Source organism: Bifidobacterium callitrichidarum, from assembly GCF_003129905.1.
Classification (GTDB): Bacteria; Actinomycetota; Actinomycetes; order Actinomycetales; family Bifidobacteriaceae; genus Bifidobacterium; species Bifidobacterium callitrichidarum.
Map to the genome: position 1 here is coordinate 73,818 of NZ_QFFM01000011.1, position 17,462 is coordinate 91,279.

Below are 17,462 nucleotides of genomic sequence, written 5' to 3' on the forward strand. Positions count from 1 at the left end.
CGAAACTACAGACTCACGGCACTCAGCCTTCCAGCACGCGCAACACCTTCTTCTCGTTGTAGAACGCGAACACGATGCCACCGATGCCGCACAGCACGGCCGCGCACACCGCCGCGATGCGGTAGCCCGCGCCGGACGCCATGCCAATCGTGGAGACGCCAGTGAACAGCAGCATCGCCACGGACTGGCCCATCTTCATCGCGAACGTACGGGCGGCGTAGAACATGCCCTGACGATCCTGACCAGTCACGCGCGAGCTGGCGTCGGCGATGTTCGCCACGATGGCCTGCGGCAGGATGCCGAACGCGGCCATCGGGATCGCGCCCACCACCGAAAGCACCAGACCCTGAGCCATCGCCGGCATGAAGGCGAGCGCACCGGATCCGAGCGCACCGGCGAACGCGAACGCGCAGGTGAAGATCACGAACGCCACGAGCAGCAGACGCTTCTTACCCACGCGGTTGGCAAGCAGGTTCACGGGTAGGTAGAACAGCACGGACACGCCGGTCATGAGCACGAAGTAGATGGTCGTGGTGGTTTCCGGCAGCTTGAGCAGGGAGGTCACGAAGAACGGCAGGCCGGTCTGGAAGGTGGTGATGGCCACCCAGTAGACCACGTCGGAGCAGACGAACTTGCGGAATTCGCCGTCGCCGAAGGTCTGCTTGAGGGATTCTATGGTCGATTCGGAGGTGGGTTGCGAGTTGACGTAGTCCTTCTCGCGGATGGCCAGCGGCGGGATCAGCATGCACACGAACGCCACGGCGGCCATGATGGTGAAGGTCACGCGGATGGCGGTGATGCGACCCAATGCGGGCACCAGTCCGCCCCAGATCACGGGTGCCACGTACGCGATCGCCGTGCCGAACACCCAGGTGAACGAGATGGCGGTGGAGATGGTCAGCTGCTGCTTGGAGTCGTGGCCGAGCTCGGCGATGAGCGCGTTGTACGGCGTGCAATAGAACGTGAGGGCGATGTAGTAGCCGATCACGGTGACGAACAGGAACGCGGCGTTGACCCAGCTCGTGCCGTTGATCGGGCTCCAGAACACGAGCACGGTGACGATGGCGAGCGGCGCGGCGGCGAACTTGAGGAACGGCATGCGGCGGCCGGCCTTGGCGTTGCAGCGGTCGGAGAGCGAGGCCACGGCCGGGTCCACGAAGGCGTCGAAGAAGCGTGCGAAGGCGGTGATGCCGCCCACCACGGTCACGATGCTGAGCACCACGAGACCCTGCGGCACGAAGACGGTCTGGCCTTGGCTGATGGTCTCCTGGTCGGGTTGGTAGAAGTAGACGAGCCAGTTCGAGATGATGCCGGAAAGCAGCGCCCAGCCGAACTGACCGATGGCGAAGGCCCACACCTTGGCGATTGGCAGGTCTTTGATCGCGTGGATCGCACGTCCGTCCGATGCCGCGCCTGCGGATTGCGTGATGGAATCAGCCATTGTCGAACCTCCTTGTTGACACCATGTCAATAGCAGTGTATCACCGTTGTCCCAGCGAACACCAACGCCATTCCGCCATTTTCCCACCTCGGATACTCGGCTTCCAGCCTTCTCTCGCAAGTGAGCAAGACGGAAAATCCCAATCCGGTCCAGCAAAACCCTATTGAGCTAAGATCGGCATAGGCATCCCACGCCCCGGCCGCCTCTGGAAAGGATCGACCGCCGACCGCGGATCGTCAGAGCGAGCCCGTCGACCGGGACCGGCATCTATGATGGCGTCATGACCGGTCTCGATGAGCAGCTTCCGCATACGATGGCATTCCCGCACGCCTTGGGCACGGGGTTGATTGTCCAGTCTGCGCTTGACGAGAACACGACGATTGGCGTTCCGCCTGTGCTGCGGGACGACGACGCCAACGTTGGCAGCCGCGCCAATACCAATGTCAGCAACCCGGTCGCCCCCGGCAACAGCGCCTTCTTCGGAACCAACGATGCCGATGACCGTATCCTGTTGTACGACGCCATCGACATCCTCATCGACACGTACGAATCCGCACTCTCCCGCTTCCGCCCGGATTCGCTGGTATCGCGGATGCGCCGGGCCAAGCATGGCGGCACGTTCGTGTTCCCCGATTGGTGCGGCCCGCTGTTTGATTTGTACGATCGCCTGTTCACGGCAACCGGTGGCGCGATCGACCCGTGCGTAGGCGAGGATCTGATTCGACTGGGATACGATTCGTCCTACTCGTTCACCGTTTCGCCTGATTCCATTGAACCCGGCAAAGACGGCGATTCCAACAAACTCGGCACGTCCGACGCTTCCGGCGATCCGGCCGCACCGAGCGCCGGCACGCACGGCCAGTCCGTCACATGGCATTTAGGGGCGATTCATGGGCGGGCGACCTGGAAAACCGACGTGGAGCGTCATGGCACGACGCTGGTGATCCGCCGTCCGGTCGCGCTTGATTTCGGCGCGTGCGGCAAGGGCTATCTGGTCGATCTGATTGCGAGGATGCTGCGGGAACAAACCGATGCATACGTTATCGATGCGGGGGGTGATCTGCTGATTCGCACGGTCGGCTGCGCATCGAACGGCCGCACGACGGCCCACGACGATGAGGGCACGCCCTCGGCCCACGATGAACCGGCCGAGACAACCGTCACCATCGCGCTTGAGGATCCCGCGGACCCAAGTCGTGCGGTAGGCACCGCAACGATGAGTAATGGTGCGTTCTGCGCCAGCGCGCCCAGCCGCCGCCACTGGGGCGAGGCGGCCGGGCACCAGCTGCATCACCTGCTCAACGCCATCGACGGACTGCCGGTTGATAGCGTGGCCGCCACGTGGGTTGCGGTGCACCCCGACCACGACTTCCCGACCGCCACGGCAGACGGCCTGGCAACCGCCCTGTTCACCACGCCAGCAGCGCAATTACGCCGTCATTTCGACTTCCAGTGCGCCATCCTCAACGCCGACCGCACCGCCGCCCAATCCCCCGATTTTCCGGGTGGGTTTTTCATCTTCTGACTCGCCTTTTAATCAAAATCTCGGAATAGAACCCATGAAAAATCGGAATAGGAAGCGCAAATTCTCGGAATAGCCTTGCCAAAAGCTTTGTCAGGCAAAAGCTAATTCTGTTGAACTACCCCTCAGTCTCGCTACGCGAGCCAGCTCCCCTGACAAGGGGAGCCAAGAAATATGGACGCGCCGTCAATCAGTGAGCGTAGCGAGCCAGCTGATGCGCGCGGCTTCTAGGCGCGCCCGCAAAGGCGCTGAGCCGTATAGAGGGCAACCCCGTGGGTTGCCCTCAGGCGAGGGGAGCGGCTTGCCGCGACGGTTGCGCTGCGCGCAACAGGTACGTCGCAGCGGGCAGCAACGACGAAGACGCGCCATCAGCTGGTGAGCGTGAATTGGGAGTTGTAGAGGTCGGCGTAGAAGCCGCCTGCCGCCAGCAGCTCCTCGTGGGTGCCGCGCTCAATCACGTCACCGTGGTTCATGACGAGGATCATGTCGGCGTCGCGGATGGTGGAGAGGCGGTGCGCGATCACGAACGAGGTGCGTCCCACGGTCAGCGCGTCCATGGCCTTCTGGATGAGCTCCTCAGTGCGGGTATCGACCGAGGAGGTGGCCTCGTCGAGAATGAGAATCGGCGCGTCCTGCACCATCGCGCGGGCGATGGTCAGCAGCTGCTTCTGGCCGGCGGACAGCGTGGACTTGTCGTCCAGCACGGTGTCATACCCGTCCGGCAGCGACTGGATGTAATGGTCGAGGCCCACCGCGCGGCAGGCGGCGACGATCTGCTCGTCGGTCACGCCGGGCTTGGAGTACGCGATGTTCTCGCGCACGGTGCCGCGGAACACCCACGTATCCTGCAACACCATCGAGAACTGGTCGTGCACGTTCCAGCGCGGCACGGACTTGGTGTCCACGCCGTCGATGGAAATCGAACCGCCGGAGATCTCGTAGAAGCGCATCAGGAGGTTCACCATCGTGGTCTTGCCGGCACCGGTCGGCCCCACGATCGCCACCTTCTGACCGGCCTTCACGGACGCGGAGAAGTCGTGGATGACCGGCTTGTCGGGCTCGTAGCCGAACCGGACGTGGCTGAATTCCACATCACCTCGGACGGGCTGCGGACGACCCTGGGCGTCGTACCCCAGCAGTCGCGCACGCTGGGCAGCCGGCATCGACGCGGCGGCGCCCCGCTCAGCACCTTCCGAACCGGCACCTCCCAGCCCGAACTCGGCCTTGGCCGGCTCCTCGGCCATCTCCGGCTCCTCCAGGAAGCCGAACACGCGCTCGGCGGCGGCCGCACAGCGCTGCAGGTTCTGGAAGGCCTGCGCGAACTGGGAAAGCGGCTGGGTGAACAGGCGGATGTACATCATGAACGCCACGATCACGCCGAATTCGATCTGCCCGTCCATGGCGAGCGCCGCGCCCACCACGCACACCACCACGTAGCCGAGGTTGCCCACGAAGTTCATGAGCGGCATCATCAGGCCGGACAGGAACTGCGATTTCCAGCCGGATTCGTACAGGTCGGCGTTGTACTTCTCGAAGCGGCGGATCGAATCGGCCTCGCCGTTGTACGCCTTCACGATCAGATGCCCGGCGTACATCTCCTCCACATGGCCGTTCACGTCGCCGAGCGCGGCCTGCTGGCGCACGAAGTACTTCTGGGAGGCCTTCATGATGCCCATCATGAGCACCAAACCCAACAGGCTCGCGCCGATCGCGCACAGCGTCATGATCACGTTGTTGTAGAACATCATGACCAGCGCGCCCACGAACAACGTCACCGAGGTGATGAGCGAGCCGAGCGACTGGCCCAGCGTCTGGCCGATGGCGTCCACGTCGTTGGTGATGCGGGACAGCACGTCGCCGTAGCTGACCTTGTCGAAGTACTTGAGCGGCAGCTTGTTGATCTTGACCGAAATCGACTCGCGCAGGCGCTGGGCCGTGCGCTGGGTGACGTTCGCCATCATCCAGCTCTGCACGTAGCTGAGCACCGCGTACCCCACGTACAGCGCGACCAGCATCCAGGCGATGCGCCCGACCGCCGTCAAGTCGACCGAGTTCATCACCGGACGGCCGTTCACGATGGCCGGCAGTCCCTTGACGATCTCGTTGGTCATGTCCTTGAGCTTGTCCGGGCCGATGATCTGGCAGACGGTGCCAGCCGCGCCCAGGACGAGCGCGACGATGATGACGGGAATGTAGTTGCGGCAGTAGTCCACGAGCTTGCCCATGGTCTTGCCGAAATCGGCGGGCTTCTCGACCGTGCGTCCCGCGCCCGGCCCGTGCCCCATTGGTCCTCTTGGCATTGGTAAGTCCTTATTTATTGTTCGTCGGAATGATTCAGGCCATCAGCTCGGCTTTGCTGAGCTGGGATTCGGCGATCTGGCGGTAGACCTCGCAGGTGTCCAGCAGCTCCTTATGGGTGCCCTGGCCCACCACCTTGCCGTCGTCCAGCACGACGATGAGGTCGGCGTTCATGATGGTGCCGATGCGCTGGGCCACGATGAGTTTGGTGGAGTCCTTGGCCTCGCGGGCGAGCGCCTCGCGCACCTCACGGTCGGTCTTGAAGTCGAGCGCGGAGAACGAGTCGTCGAAGATCAGGATTTCCGGGTGACGGTAGACCGCGCGGGCGATGGACAGGCGCTGCTTCTGACCGCCGGACACGTTCGAGCCGCTCTGTGCGATGGCGGCCTCGAATCCGCCGTCCATGCGGTTCACGAACTCGCTGGCCTGGGCCACGTCGGCCGCGGTCTTGATGCGGTCCATCTGATCGGCCGGCATCGCGGCGTTTTCCGCGGCCCGTCCGGCGGCGATCAGTTCGGTTTCGCGCCTGCGGCCGGCGACGGTGGAGGTGTCAGCGAGCTCGACGTTCGCCGATTCGCCCGGCTTGTCGCCGTAGCTCACGTTGGACGCCACCGTGCCCTTGAACAGCACTGAGGTCTGCGGCACGTAGCCGATCTTGTCACGCAGGGTCTTCAGGTCGTAGTCGCGCACGTCCACGCCGTCGACCAGCACCTGGCCTTGCGTGGCGTCGTAGAAGCGCGGCACGAGGTTGATGAGGGACGACTTGCCGGAGCCGGTCGAGCCGATGAACGCCACGGTCTGGCCCGCCCGGGCCGAGAAGTTGACGCCCTCCAGAATCGCCTCACGCGAATCCGGGTAGGCGAAGCTGACGTTGCGGAACTCCACGGTGCCCTTCTGGCCGGTCTTGGCCACGTCGGCGGCGGTTTTGGTGCCGTTCTCGATCATCGGCTCGGTGTCGAGCACTTCAAGTACGCGCTGGGCGGAGACGTCGGCGCGCGGCCAGAGCACGAACACCATGCTCATCAGCAGGAAGCTCATGATGACCTGCACGGAGTAGTTGGAGAACACCACCATGTTGGAAAAGACGGTGAGCTTGTCCGTGAGCTCGGCCGCCTCGATGAGGTAGGCGCCGATCCAGTAGACGGCGAGCATCAGGCCGTTCATGATGGTGTTCATCAGCGGCATCATGAACGCCATGACGCGGTTGGTGAACAGCTGGGTTTCGGTCAGATCGGTGTTGGCCTTGGTGAACTTGGCCTCCTGGTAGTCCTCGGCATTGTAGGCGCGCACCACCTTGAGACCGGTGAGGTTCTCGCGGGCCACGAGGTTGATGTTGTCCGTGAGGGTCTGCATGGCCTTGAACTTGGGCATGACCATGGCCATCATCACCACGATCGCCGCCAGCAGGACCACCACGGCGATGCCGGTGGCGAGCGTCCATTCGAAGCCCTCGCCGGCGATCTTGGCCACGGCCCAGACGGCCATAATCGGCGATTTGACGATGAGCTGCAGGCCGATGGTGATGAACATCTGGATCTGCGTGATGTCGTTGGTGGAGCGGGTGATGAGGCTTGCGGTGGAGAACCGGTTCATTTCGGCGGGGCCGAACGATTCGACCCGGCGGAACTCCAGCGAGCGCAGACGCTGGGTGAACGACGAGCCCACGCGCGCGGCGATGTAGCCGGTCACGACGGCGCAGGCCACGGAGCCCAGCGAGATGAGCAGCATCTTGCCGCCGGCGATCCAGATGTCCGCCATCGCGCTGCCCGGCGTTTCGACCAGCGTGGTGATGTCGGACATGTAGTCAGGCAGTTTCAGGTCGAAGAAGACCTGTCCCACGATGGTCACCAGGGCGATGAGCATCTGGCCTATCTCCGCTTTGGAGAGGTATTTCATGATGCGAAGCATTACGTCCCCTTGTGTTGTTGGTTGTTGAGACTGGACGATTTCCTTTGGCCTTGCTCCGGCGGAGCGGCCTACCGGTCAAAATTGTTTTCAGTAGTTATTTCTTACACTGTAAGATATTATGCAGAGCTAAACGACATTCAAAGATTCACTCTGAGCGGAACCGAATGCGACGAACCGTCAATCGGCGAAGCCACGCGGCCTTACGAATCCCGTGAATCACCCTCGAACGCCTTGCGCACCTCCTCAGGTGTGGGCCGCGGCTCCCCTGGCTTGCACAGCGTCATATAAATGGAGAATTCACGCACCAAATCGACGAATTCGCGGGTGCGCCGCTCCCCCATCTGCGAGAAGATCCAGCAGACGGCGTCGCGCATCTCCTGCATATCCTTGCGACCGCGATCCCGCCCTGCCTCAGTGAGCTCCACACGCACGGCACGACGGTCGGAAGGATCCACGGACCGCACGATCTGGCCCTTCTTCTCCAACGCCGAAAGCACGGCGGAGATGCGACCGGTGGTGACATGCATGGCGTCGGCCAGCTGCGAGGGCGACATCGTGCCCTGATGCGCCAGTGCGCGAATCACGAACGTTTCGCCGGCGCCATGATTGAGATCGCGCTGCATCTGAGATCGGTGGCACCATACGTCACGCCACAGCTCATCCACCGCCTCTTCCTCATATCCCACGGCACGCCTCCTTCATGTTCCCGACCGCACGGCACTCCGCGCAGACGTCGTCAATAATATCTCACACTGTAAACAATTACACCTCAGAAGAATCGGGGGCATTGCCGCAACCTTATCTTTCGCCCGAATCCACCCGAAGCAGCCGATGCCGTCCCGCAAAAATCGGGGGTACACGCCGAAGGGGTGTGACACGACTCACAGAAACGCCCTATTTTCTTTACTTCCGTAGCACCTTTGTGCCTATACTGCAAGCAGTGATGGCACGGCAGCCATCCCAAAGAAGGGGGAAACAATGGAACGGGGACTTTGCCTCTGCAGCATCGCAGGGTGCACTCATGAAGCTCAAGAAGCAGGAATGTGCACGATGCACTTCACGTCGGCGCTGGTTCACGGGGCATTCCAGCCAACTCCGGGCGGTCGCCCGCAGCATAGCTGAATTATTTATCAATCGTCAATAACAAATCTGGCTCCCCTCGCTGAGGACATTGCCGTGAAGCAAACAGCAGAGCTGTTTGTAGGCAATGTGCGAGACGACAGTCGAGCCAACAGGATGCGAACGAAGTTCGTCCATAATTGCAGGACGAGCTGTCACCGTAGGTGACTGAGGGGAGTATTAGGAGCCGTAATCCCTAGTGCTCCCCTCAGTCACCTACGGTGGCAGCTCCCCTCGGAGAGGGGAGCCGGTTTTTTTACATCAATCAGCAGCGGGCCAGAGAGCCTACTTACGAGCCTGCTCCTCCTTGGCGAGCGCCTCCTTGAGGTCGCGGTTGGTGTAGCGGTCGCGCAGCAGGCAGTAGCCGCCGAACACCGCAAGCCAGATCAGGCCGGCGATGGCGGAGCCGCGCGTATCGTCCGCGAGGAACAACGTGCAGTACACGAACACGAAGAACACGATCGCCAGGGTGTTGAGCACCTTCCACGCCGGCATCACGAATCCATCGGCGATGAAATCGGCGGAACGACGGTACTTGCGGTGCGCGATCATCGTGAGCGTGTAGATGAAGATGATGACGGCGCTGGAGGCGGATGCGAACAGCACGAAGGCGCTGGAGATACCCGGAATGGAGTTGACCACCGGGGACAGCAGGATCAGCGCGGCGGACACCAGGATCGCGCGCGCCGGCACCTGGCGCTTGGAGACCACGCCGATCTTGCGGAAGGCGGGCGAGTTCGACTCGCTGGCCAGCTGGTAGAGGTGACGGCCGGCGGAGTAGAGCAGCGAGTTCAGCGCGGAGGACGCGGCGGTGATCACCACGAAGAACACCAGCGCGGCCGCCCAGTTCAGGCCGGCGTACTGGAACACCATGATGAACGGGGAGGCGAAGGAGCCGTCCTTGTTCGGCTTGAACGTGGTCCACGGCACGATGGCCATGATGGCCAGCAGCGCGCCCACGTAGAAGATGAGCACGCGCACGATGATCTCGTTGACGGCCTTCGGCAGCACCTTGCGCGGGTTCTGCGTCTCGGAGACGGTCACGCCCACGAACTCGATCATCTCGTAGGCGTAGAAGACCATCTGGAAGCTCATGAGGAAGCTCAGCCAGCCGTTCGGCGCGATCTGGAAGTTGTTGGTGATGTTGTCGAGTCCGGCGTGGCCCGCGGGAGAGATGCCGTCCTGGCCGGTGATCTGCACGGCGTCGTAGTGGTAGCCGATCACCACCATGACCACGGCGGTGGCGATCATGGCGCAGATCAGCGTGATCTTGATCATCGAGAACCAGAATTCGGCCTCGCCGAAGGCCTTGACGGCGATGAGGTTGATGGTCACCAACGCCGCGAGGAAGCACAGCTCGATGAGCCATTTCCAATGCGAGAGGTCCATGCCGAACGTGTCGAAGAACGTGATGAAGTAGGTGGAGACGGCCGTGATCTCGCTCATGCCGATGAGCACGAGCACGATCCAGTACGACCAGCCCGCGAACTTGCCCCAGCCGTTGCCGAGGTAGCGGGTGATGAAGTTGATGAACGTGTGCTGGCTCGGGTCACGGTACATGAGCTCGCCGATGGCGCGCATGAGCAGGAACATGATGATGCCCACGCCAATGTACACGAAGACGATGCTCGGGCCGGTCAGCGCGATGGACTTGCCGGAACCGAGGAACAGGCCAGTGCCGATGGTGCCGCCGATGGCGATGAACTGGACGTGCCTGTTGTTCAGGCCACGGGCCATCTCGTTGTCCTGATCCAGGCTTTCGACGGACTTCAGCTCGTTTGAGCCGGCACTGCCGCCAGCCGGTGCTTTCGTTTCGACCATGCCGTACGTTCTCTTCCTCATCGCCCGGCCCACAGCCGCGCTCAATCGTTCAAATTCAGGTTCAAACTTTATCACCACGCCTCTTACCGGAACCAGCCTCCAGTTCAACCCGATTGTGGCGATATTGCAGAAATTCGCCCAAAAAGTTCAATTTCGTTCGGCAAAATTGAACTTTTCTGGTATTGAGCGGTCGGAATCGGCCTTTGGCCGACGCTGGTTTCCCGCGGCCGTTGGCCGCTCCTCTTCTCTCCCTCAGTCTCACTTCGTTCGACAGCTCCCTCGTCAGAGGGAGCCAAGGTTTGCACACGTATAGATCTCGGCTCCCCTTGTCAGGGGAGCTGGCGGCGTAGCCGACTGAAGGGTAGTGGAGGAGCGGCCAACGGCCGCGGGAAACAGCATCGGCAAAGCCGATTCCATCACTCCACGCTTTTCAGTGAGGACACCGGGTCGATGCGGTCGAGCACGGGGTTGGTGAACAATTGGACGAGCAGCGCGAACGCCAGCGTCACGGCGGCCGCTATCGCGTAACTCGTCCACCGTACGGTCACGGCGAAGTACAGCCCCGGCATGTTGAGCGCGGCCGTGAGCAGTCCGCCGATCCAACGACCGAGCGGCAGGCCCACCGCGATGCCCATCAGCGTCAGGATCAGCATCTCGCGGTTCACGTACCGGTGCACCTCGCGGTCGAAGAAGCCGAGCACCTTGAGCGTGGCCATCTCGCGCACGCGCTCGGAAACGTTCGTATTGGCCAGCGTGAACAGCACCACCAACGCCAACGCTCCGGCGAGCGCGACGATCAGCGCCACCACCGCGCCCATGAGATCGAAGCTGAAACGCCGCTGCATATCCGCCGTGCTCACCACGCTCAGCACGTCCGATTCCTTGGCGAGCTTGTCCGCGTAGGCGATCTGGTCGTCATCCGAGCCGGTGTACCGCGCGAATATCGCGTTCATCTCCACGCCGTCGGCTTCGGTGGCGGTGTCGCCCTGCGAGCCACCATCACCCGAACTACCCCCGCCGAACACCTCCCGGTAGTACCCGGCCGTCAGATACACATCCGCACCGATCACGGACTCGCTGACGGCATACACACGGGCGGTTTCGCGCGCGGCGTCGCCGTTTTCGAGCGTCACCTCGTCGCCGGCCTTGACGCCCAGCGCATTGGCCGCGGATTGCGAGACGATGACGCCGTCCCCGGCGAAAACCGGCCCATCATTTGCGTTCGCAACGCTGGCCGAACCATCCGCGCTCTTCCCGGCGGCGGATGATTCGGCTCCGGCAGCGGCCAGCCCGATCGCCGTACCATCCCGATACTGCTCCATCGTCCCGCCAGCCACCAACCTGAGCGAGACGATATCCGCCAAATCCGCCGCCGCGGGCACGGTGATGAGCTGCACGGTTTCGGATTCGTCGGCTCCGGTGGTGATTTCGCCGCTTTCCACGCGCGCGAGGGTCATCGTGCCGGCTGAGGACGTGGTCGAATCAGCGATCTTCCCGTCGGACACCAGCCGAGAGCGCACGGCGTCCAGATCGTCATGATCGGTCACGACCATCAGGTCATACCGGTACACGTCCTGGTACTGCGTGACCGGCAGCGCGTCCACCGTGTCGTTGATGGCCAGACCACACACGATGAGTGCGGTGCAGCCGGCCACGCCTCCGACCGTCATGAACAGACGGCCCTTGAAACGGAACAGGTTGCGCGCGGTGACCTTGTTGAGGAACTTCATGCGCCGCCACAGCGGTCCGATGCGTTCCAGCAGCACGCGCGAGCCGGCCTTGGGCGATTTCGGGCGCATGAGCTCGGCGGGCATCCGCCGCATCTCGCCGCGGCACGCCACCACGGTGGCCGCGCCCACGCCCACCACGAACAGCAGCACGCCGGCCGAACCGTACAGCCAGTCGTACAGCAGCGTGGTGCCGGGCACCACGTACATGCCTTCCAGCACGATGAGCAGGAACGCGGGGATGCCGAGGAAGCCGATGAGGTCGCCCAGGCCGCCGCCGATCAGGCAGGCGAGCAGCGCGAACAGCACATACCGGGAGGCGATGAGTGCGCTGCCGTACCCCAGTCCCATGTACGTGCCGATGAGCCCGCGGTCCTCCTCGACCATGCGGGTCATGGCAGTCAGGCTCATGAGCACGGCCACGAGCAGGAACACCACGGGGAACGCGCGGCCGATGGATTCGATGGAGCTCAGGTCGGATTTGAGCGAGGAGAACGTGCCGGCCGCCGAGCGCGTGTTCACGTACCAGCGTGCCTGCGGGATGGTGGTTTCGACCGAGGACTCCTGCTTGTCCAGTTCGGCGGTGGTGTTCGCTTTCTGCTGGTCGAGCTGCGTCTGCGCGTTGTCCAGCTGCTGTTTGGCTTGCGTCAGTTCGCCGCTTTGGGCAATGACGGCGTTGCGTTGGGCGTCCAGTGCAGTTGCGGCCGCCTGGTCCGTGCCGTCCTGTGCGGCTTGGGCGACCGTGCCGCCGGTGGCTGTAATAATCCGGTCGATCTGCGCGTTGAATTGGCTGCGCTGGTCGTCCAACGTGGCTTGGGCGTCGGCGAACCGTTGGTCGGCTTCGGCGCGGGCATCCGCGATCTTCTGTTTCGCCTCGTCGATGAGCTGCTGGCGACGGGCCTTCTGCCGTTTGGTCTGGACGTTGTTTTCGATGCGGTCGCGCACCTCGCGCACGGCGTCGTCGTACTGGTCGGAGAAGGTGTCGAGTGCCGCGGAACCGCTGATTTCCAGCGAAATCGCCGTATAGACGCTGCCGGCGACGCCGTCCGAGGGCAGGAAGAACGTGTAGTCGGCGGTGGCGGAGCTGCGGAACGCACCGGTCGAGTAGCCTTCCGGATTCTGCAGATCAAGCGGGTCCAGCACGATGCCGGTGATGGTGAGGTCCGTGGGGAACGCCGGGGTCTCGTTCGACGTATCGGCGGAAGCGGCATCGGAACCGGACGAATCAGTCATACCGCCGGACGAATCGCCCGGGATGTCCGAATCGGGCGAAGCGTCGGCTGACGTACCTCCGTCGACCGTACTGGCCGACGCATCACCTGATGCATTGCCCGTCGTGCCTGACGTATCCGGCACGGACGATCCGGACGACGTGCCCGAACCAAGCGTCACGCTGAGCTTGTCCCCCACCTTAAGCCCGCTGTCACGCATGAACTTCCTGGTGACGGCCACTTCGCCGGACTTGACCGGGAGCTTGCCCTCCTGCAGATACGGCTGGTTCATGCCGTTCGTGCCGATTTCGGTGAGCGTGACCGATTCGCCGCTGCCGTCCACGGTGACGGTCGCGGCGGCCGAACGTTCGGCCTGCACACGCTCGACGCCGCGGACGGCCTTGAGCGCGGCGACGTCGTCCTCGGTCAGGCCGAGCGTGGAGATGACCTGGATGTCGTACAGGCGCTGGTTGTCGAGGAACCGGTCGGCGCCGCGGAACATGTCCCGGCAGCCGGCGTAGATGCCGGTGAGCACCGCCACGCCCAGCATGGAGATGATGGCGATGGAGACGAACCGTTTCCAGTTGCGCGCCCACATGCGCAGCATGTCCTTGGCGAACGCGCCGGAGATGCCGGCCCCACGATGTTTCACAGGATGTTCCACGCCGCGTTTCACGGATTGTTTCACAGTACCGTTCACTGTGGCTACGGTCGAGGACCGGGGAGCGCCCGTACGCCGGGCATGCCTGCCGCGCGCCATCGCACTCACCGCCTTACCATTCGATGTCCGCGATCGGTGTGGGCGCGGGGTTGGTCTCCTCGCTCACCACCTTGCCGGAGCGGAATCGGATCACCTTGTGCGCCATCGGCGCGAGCGCGGAATTGTGCGTGATGATCATCACCGTCATGCCCTGGGTATGGCAGATGTCCTGCAGCAGTTGCAGGACCTCCTTGCCGGTCTCGTAGTCGAGCGCGCCGGTCGGCTCGTCGCACAGCAACAGCTTCGGTTTCTTGGCGATCGCGCGGGCGATGGAGACGCGCTGCTGCTCGCCGCCGCTCAATTGCGCCGGGAAATTGCCCATGCGCTCCCCCAGCCCCACCTTGCGCAGCGTCTCGGCCGGGTCGAAATGGTCCGGGCAGATCTGCGAGGCGAGCTCCACGTTCTCCAGCGCGGTCAGGTTGGGCACCAGATTGTAGAACTGGAACACGAAGCCGATGTCCGAACGTCGGTACGCCACCAGTTCGCGCTTGTTAAGGCCGGTGATATCCCGGCCGCCCACCACCACGCGACCGGACGTGGCGGTGTCCATGCCGCCCAGGATGTTCAGGGCCGTGGTCTTGCCCGCGCCCGACTGGCCGAGGATCACGGTCAGTTCGCCTTGGTCGGCGGTGAAGCTCGCGCCATCCAGCGCGCGGATCGCCGCCCCGCCGGACGGGTACTCCTTGACCACGTTGTCAAACTCGATATACGCCATCGCACACCCCGCTTCCGCCAACGGCCATGCCCCACACCGCAACCGTTCCATGCCCGGAACCGGCGGCGGGCAACGTCCTTCTTCCATTAAACCGCACCAACCTGAGTGCAATCGCTCGCAAAAACGCCATGGAAACGTCACGGGAACGCCGCGCACCCGTCCATAACCGCCTTCCGAAACCTCCTGTTCGTAACAAATCGGCCTACAATGGCGGACATTGCGCACGGCCTCGGCCGCCATCATCATCGGCGGGCTCGGCGGCACGTGCGGCAACGGAGAAAGAATCCCGAGAGGAAGTACTCATCCATGAGCAATACTGACGCGACCAAGAAGCCGCGCGAAACCGATGACGTGCCGGTGCCGGCCACGTTGCGCAAATCCCTGAAGAACCGCCACATCCAGCTGATCGCCCTCGGCGGCGCCATCGGCACGGGCCTGTTCTACGGCTCCAGCGAATCCATCGCCCTGGCCGGCCCGTCCATTCTGCTGGCCTACCTGATCGGTGGCCTCGCGATCTTCATGATCGTGCGCGCACTGTCCGAAATGTCCGTGGAGGACCCGAAGGCCGGCGCCTTCAGCTACTACGCCACCCGCTACTGGTCCAAGCGCGCCGGCTTCATCTCCGGCTGGAACTACTGGTTCAACTACATCCTGGTCTCCATGGTGGAGCTGGCCGTGGTGGGCAGCTTCGTGAACTACTGGTTCCCGGCCATTCCGACGTGGGTCTCCGCCGCCGTGTTCTTGGTGCTCATCACCGCCGCGAACCTGCTGGGCGTCTCCAAGTTCGGTGAGTTCGAGTTCTGGTTCGCCATCATCAAGATCGTGGCCGTGATCGCCATGATCATCGGCGGCCTTGCGGTCATCGTGTTCGCGCTGCCCACCGCCTCCGGTATCAAGGCGAGCTTCGCCAACTGGTTCACCGTGGGTGACGGCTTCTTCCCGAACGGCCTCATGACTCATACCGATAAGGGCTGGACCGGCCTGCTCATGGCTCTGGTCGTGGTGATGTTCAGCTTCGGCGGCACCGAGCTCATCGGCATCACCGCCGGCGAGACCGAAAGCCCGAAGACCACCATCCCGCGCGCCACCAACGACATCATCTGGCGTATCCTCGTCTTCTACATCGGCGCCCTCGGCGTGATCATGGCCGTGGTGCCGTGGAACACCATCGACGGCCAATCCAGCCCGTTCGTGCAGATCTTCGATTCCGTGGGCATCCACGCGGCCGCCGGCATCCTCAACTTCGTGTGCCTGACCGCCGTGATGAGCGTGTACAACTCCGGTCTGTACGCCAACTCCCGCATGCTGTACTCGCTGGCCAAGCAGGGCAACGCCCCCGCCTATCTCGGCAAGCTCAACTCCAAGGGCGTGCCGGTGGCCGGCGTGCTGACCTCCGCCGTGATCACCGCCATCGCCGTGGTGGTGGTGTTCGTGTGGCCCGAGTTCGCGTTCAACTACCTGATGTCCATCGCCACGATCGCCGGCATCATCAACTGGACGATGATCATGTTCACCGAGATGAAGTTCCGCAAGGTGGTCGCCGCGGGCGGCGCTCCGGCAGACACCGAGCTGGCCGGCCTTTCGGGCCAGAAGGCGCTCGACGCCATCCACTTCAAGCTGCCGTTCGCCAAGGTGACGCCGTGGGTGGTGCTCGCCTTCCTGGCCTTGGTGGTGGTGCTGATGTGCTTCTCTTCCAGCTACCGCGTGGCCGTGATCGCCGGCGTGATCTGGCTGGCCATCCTGTTCGTCGCCTACCAGGTGACGCAGGGCCGCAAGTAGCGGCTTTCGTGTCGCTGTTCCGCCGCCATTGCGCCCGCTGATCCGCTCGGCATCCGATGGCGATGGCGGCGGGGCGGACTACGGCGCGTTACTTCTTTCGCGATAAGGCCATACTTCGTGAAAAAGGCACACTGACTCGCAGTAAGCGTTCCTTTTTCACGAGGTATGGCCTTATTTCGTGAAAAGGTAACGCTGAGCGGCACTCAGTGTGACTTTTTCACGAAGCATCGGTTTTCCGCGAAAAAAGTAACGGCAACGGAGGAACGGCACCGTCCCGACATCTCGATTCTGGGGCATATAAGGACCATAAAGCCGCACCGAATTTGATTCTGGGCATATAGGTACCAGTTACGAGGCCAAAACGCCTGTTCCGTGGTACCTATATGCCCAGAATAATTGGTCGGGATATGCCCAGAACAGTGCCGTTCGCGGGCAAGATTACCGCAGATAGGGCTTGAAGACGCGCTCGGTGACGGGCACATGGAGCATGAGCATGGTGCCGTAACCCAAAATGATGAGCAGGAACAGGCCACCGGGCATCAGGAACCAGCAAGCCACCAGCAGTGCGACGAATACCGCATCCACTGCCACCAGCACCACGGTCATGGCGATGTGGGAGACGCCGAAGATGAAGGCGTTGGCGAGGGTGCGTCCCACGCTGTTCTCGAAGCGCGCCTGCAGCGCGAACACCCATTCGAAGCCGATGAGCCACAGAATGCTCACCGCGAATTTGGGAATGAGCAGCGGCGTGATCTGCAGGACCACCCACGAGTAGATGAGTCCGATCAGTACCACGAGGAACGGCAGCCACAACAGCGTGGCCTTGACGAAGTTAGCCTTGAAGGAGCTGAAGTAATTGGCCGCGACGCCTTTGCCCTCGCCGTTTTCGGACTTGCGGCAGGCGTCCTGTCCGGCGGTGAGCGCTGCGCCGACGGTGACGATGGGCAACGAGGTGACCAGCATCAGAAGGTTGACGAGCACGCCGTCCACCAGATTGCCCCAGGCGCGCATGAATTTGGAGTCGGGTGCTAGCCAGTGCATCTTGTGTTCTCCTTCGACGGCATACAGCGGCTCCCCTCGCTGAGGGGAGCTGTCATCGTAGATGACTGAGGGGAGCTCTGATGATGCTCAGGGTACTCCCCTCAGTCGGCTATCGCCGAC

General features: G+C 62.9%; 10 protein-coding genes. 2 read left to right on the forward strand and 8 right to left on the reverse strand.

The genetic code is table 11. The features are described 5' to 3' along the window. Nucleotides 1-22 precede the first annotated feature (22 nt). Nucleotides 23-1,441 carry an MFS transporter gene (locus DF196_RS06230; RefSeq protein WP_109057009.1) on the reverse strand — a complete coding sequence of 473 codons (1,419 nt, stop codon included), beginning with the start codon at nt 1,439-1,441 and terminating at the stop codon, nt 23-25. Between the two features lie 280 nt (nt 1,442-1,721). On the opposite strand from DF196_RS06230, the gene DF196_RS06235 reads away from it, so the two are divergent. Next, on the forward strand, nt 1,722-2,966 hold the full coding sequence (locus DF196_RS06235; RefSeq protein ID WP_241519617.1) for an FAD:protein FMN transferase: 1,245 nt from the start codon (nt 1,722-1,724) through the stop codon (nt 2,964-2,966). Nucleotides 2,967-3,331: 365 nt separating this feature from the next. On the opposite strand, the gene DF196_RS06240 is transcribed toward DF196_RS06235, so the two are convergent. The 6 genes from DF196_RS06240 to DF196_RS06265 form a co-directional block, all read right to left on the reverse strand. Further along, entirely contained in the window at nt 3,332-5,263 is a 1,932-nt protein-coding gene (locus tag DF196_RS06240) for an ABC transporter ATP-binding protein (RefSeq protein ID WP_109057010.1), read from the reverse strand. Between the two features lie 34 nt (nt 5,264-5,297). Then, on the reverse strand, nt 5,298-7,169 hold the full coding sequence (locus DF196_RS06245; protein WP_109057011.1) for an ABC transporter ATP-binding protein: 1,872 nt from the start codon (nt 7,167-7,169) through the stop codon (nt 5,298-5,300). A gap of 200 nt (nt 7,170-7,369) precedes the next feature. Further along, nucleotides 7,370-7,855, reverse strand: coding sequence for a MarR family winged helix-turn-helix transcriptional regulator (locus tag DF196_RS06250; protein ID WP_109057012.1), 486 nt, complete (start codon nt 7,853-7,855; stop codon nt 7,370-7,372). Between the two features lie 718 nt (nt 7,856-8,573). Next, entirely contained in the window at nt 8,574-10,109 is a 1,536-nt protein-coding gene (locus DF196_RS06255; RefSeq protein WP_109057013.1) for an amino acid permease, read from the reverse strand. Nucleotides 10,110-10,525: 416 nt separating this feature from the next. Then, the gene (locus DF196_RS06260) at nt 10,526-13,654 is read right to left on the reverse strand and encodes an FtsX-like permease family protein (protein ID WP_241519622.1); all 3,129 of its coding nucleotides are present in this window, start codon (nt 13,652-13,654) and stop codon (nt 10,526-10,528) included. Between the two features lie 166 nt (nt 13,655-13,820). After that, nucleotides 13,821-14,522 carry an ABC transporter ATP-binding protein gene (locus tag DF196_RS06265; protein ID WP_109057015.1) on the reverse strand — a complete coding sequence of 234 codons (702 nt, stop codon included), beginning with the start codon at nt 14,520-14,522 and terminating at the stop codon, nt 13,821-13,823. A 306-nt stretch (nt 14,523-14,828) separates the two neighbouring features. On the opposite strand from DF196_RS06265, the gene DF196_RS06270 reads away from it, so the two are divergent. Beyond that, nucleotides 14,829-16,301: an amino acid permease gene (locus DF196_RS06270; RefSeq protein WP_109057016.1), complete on the forward strand. Its 1,473-nt coding sequence runs from the start codon at nt 14,829-14,831 to the stop codon at nt 16,299-16,301. A 438-nt stretch (nt 16,302-16,739) separates the two neighbouring features. Here DF196_RS06270 and DF196_RS06275 read toward each other — a convergent pair whose 3' ends face one another. Beyond that, nucleotides 16,740-17,342 (reverse strand): DUF624 domain-containing protein, encoded by a 603-nt coding sequence (locus tag DF196_RS06275; RefSeq protein ID WP_109057017.1) that lies wholly within the window; start codon nt 17,340-17,342, stop codon nt 16,740-16,742. Between the last annotated feature and the right edge of the window lie 120 nt (nt 17,343-17,462).

What these genes read in the sequence shown, in the direction of transcription:
- DF196_RS06230 (WP_109057009.1), bottom strand. Translation starts at nt 1,441, where the DNA reads ATGGCTGATTCCATCACGCAATCCGCAGGCGCGGCATCGGACGGACGT.
- DF196_RS06235 (WP_241519617.1), top strand. Translation starts at nt 1,722, where the DNA reads ATGACCGGTCTCGATGAGCAGCTTCCGCATACGATGGCATTCCCGCAC.
- DF196_RS06240 (WP_109057010.1), bottom strand. Translation starts at nt 5,263, where the DNA reads ATGCCAAGAGGACCAATGGGGCACGGGCCGGGCGCGGGACGCACGGTC.
- DF196_RS06245 (WP_109057011.1), bottom strand. Translation starts at nt 7,169, where the DNA reads ATGCTTCGCATCATGAAATACCTCTCCAAAGCGGAGATAGGCCAGATG.
- DF196_RS06255 (WP_109057013.1), bottom strand. Translation starts at nt 10,109, where the DNA reads ATGGTCGAAACGAAAGCACCGGCTGGCGGCAGTGCCGGCTCAAACGAG.
- DF196_RS06260 (WP_241519622.1), bottom strand. Translation starts at nt 13,654, where the DNA reads ATGCTGCGCATGTGGGCGCGCAACTGGAAACGGTTCGTCTCCATCGCC.
- DF196_RS06265 (WP_109057015.1), bottom strand. Translation starts at nt 14,522, where the DNA reads ATGGCGTATATCGAGTTTGACAACGTGGTCAAGGAGTACCCGTCCGGC.
- DF196_RS06270 (WP_109057016.1), top strand. Translation starts at nt 14,829, where the DNA reads ATGAGCAATACTGACGCGACCAAGAAGCCGCGCGAAACCGATGACGTG.
- DF196_RS06275 (WP_109057017.1), bottom strand. Translation starts at nt 17,342, where the DNA reads ATGCACTGGCTAGCACCCGACTCCAAATTCATGCGCGCCTGGGGCAAT.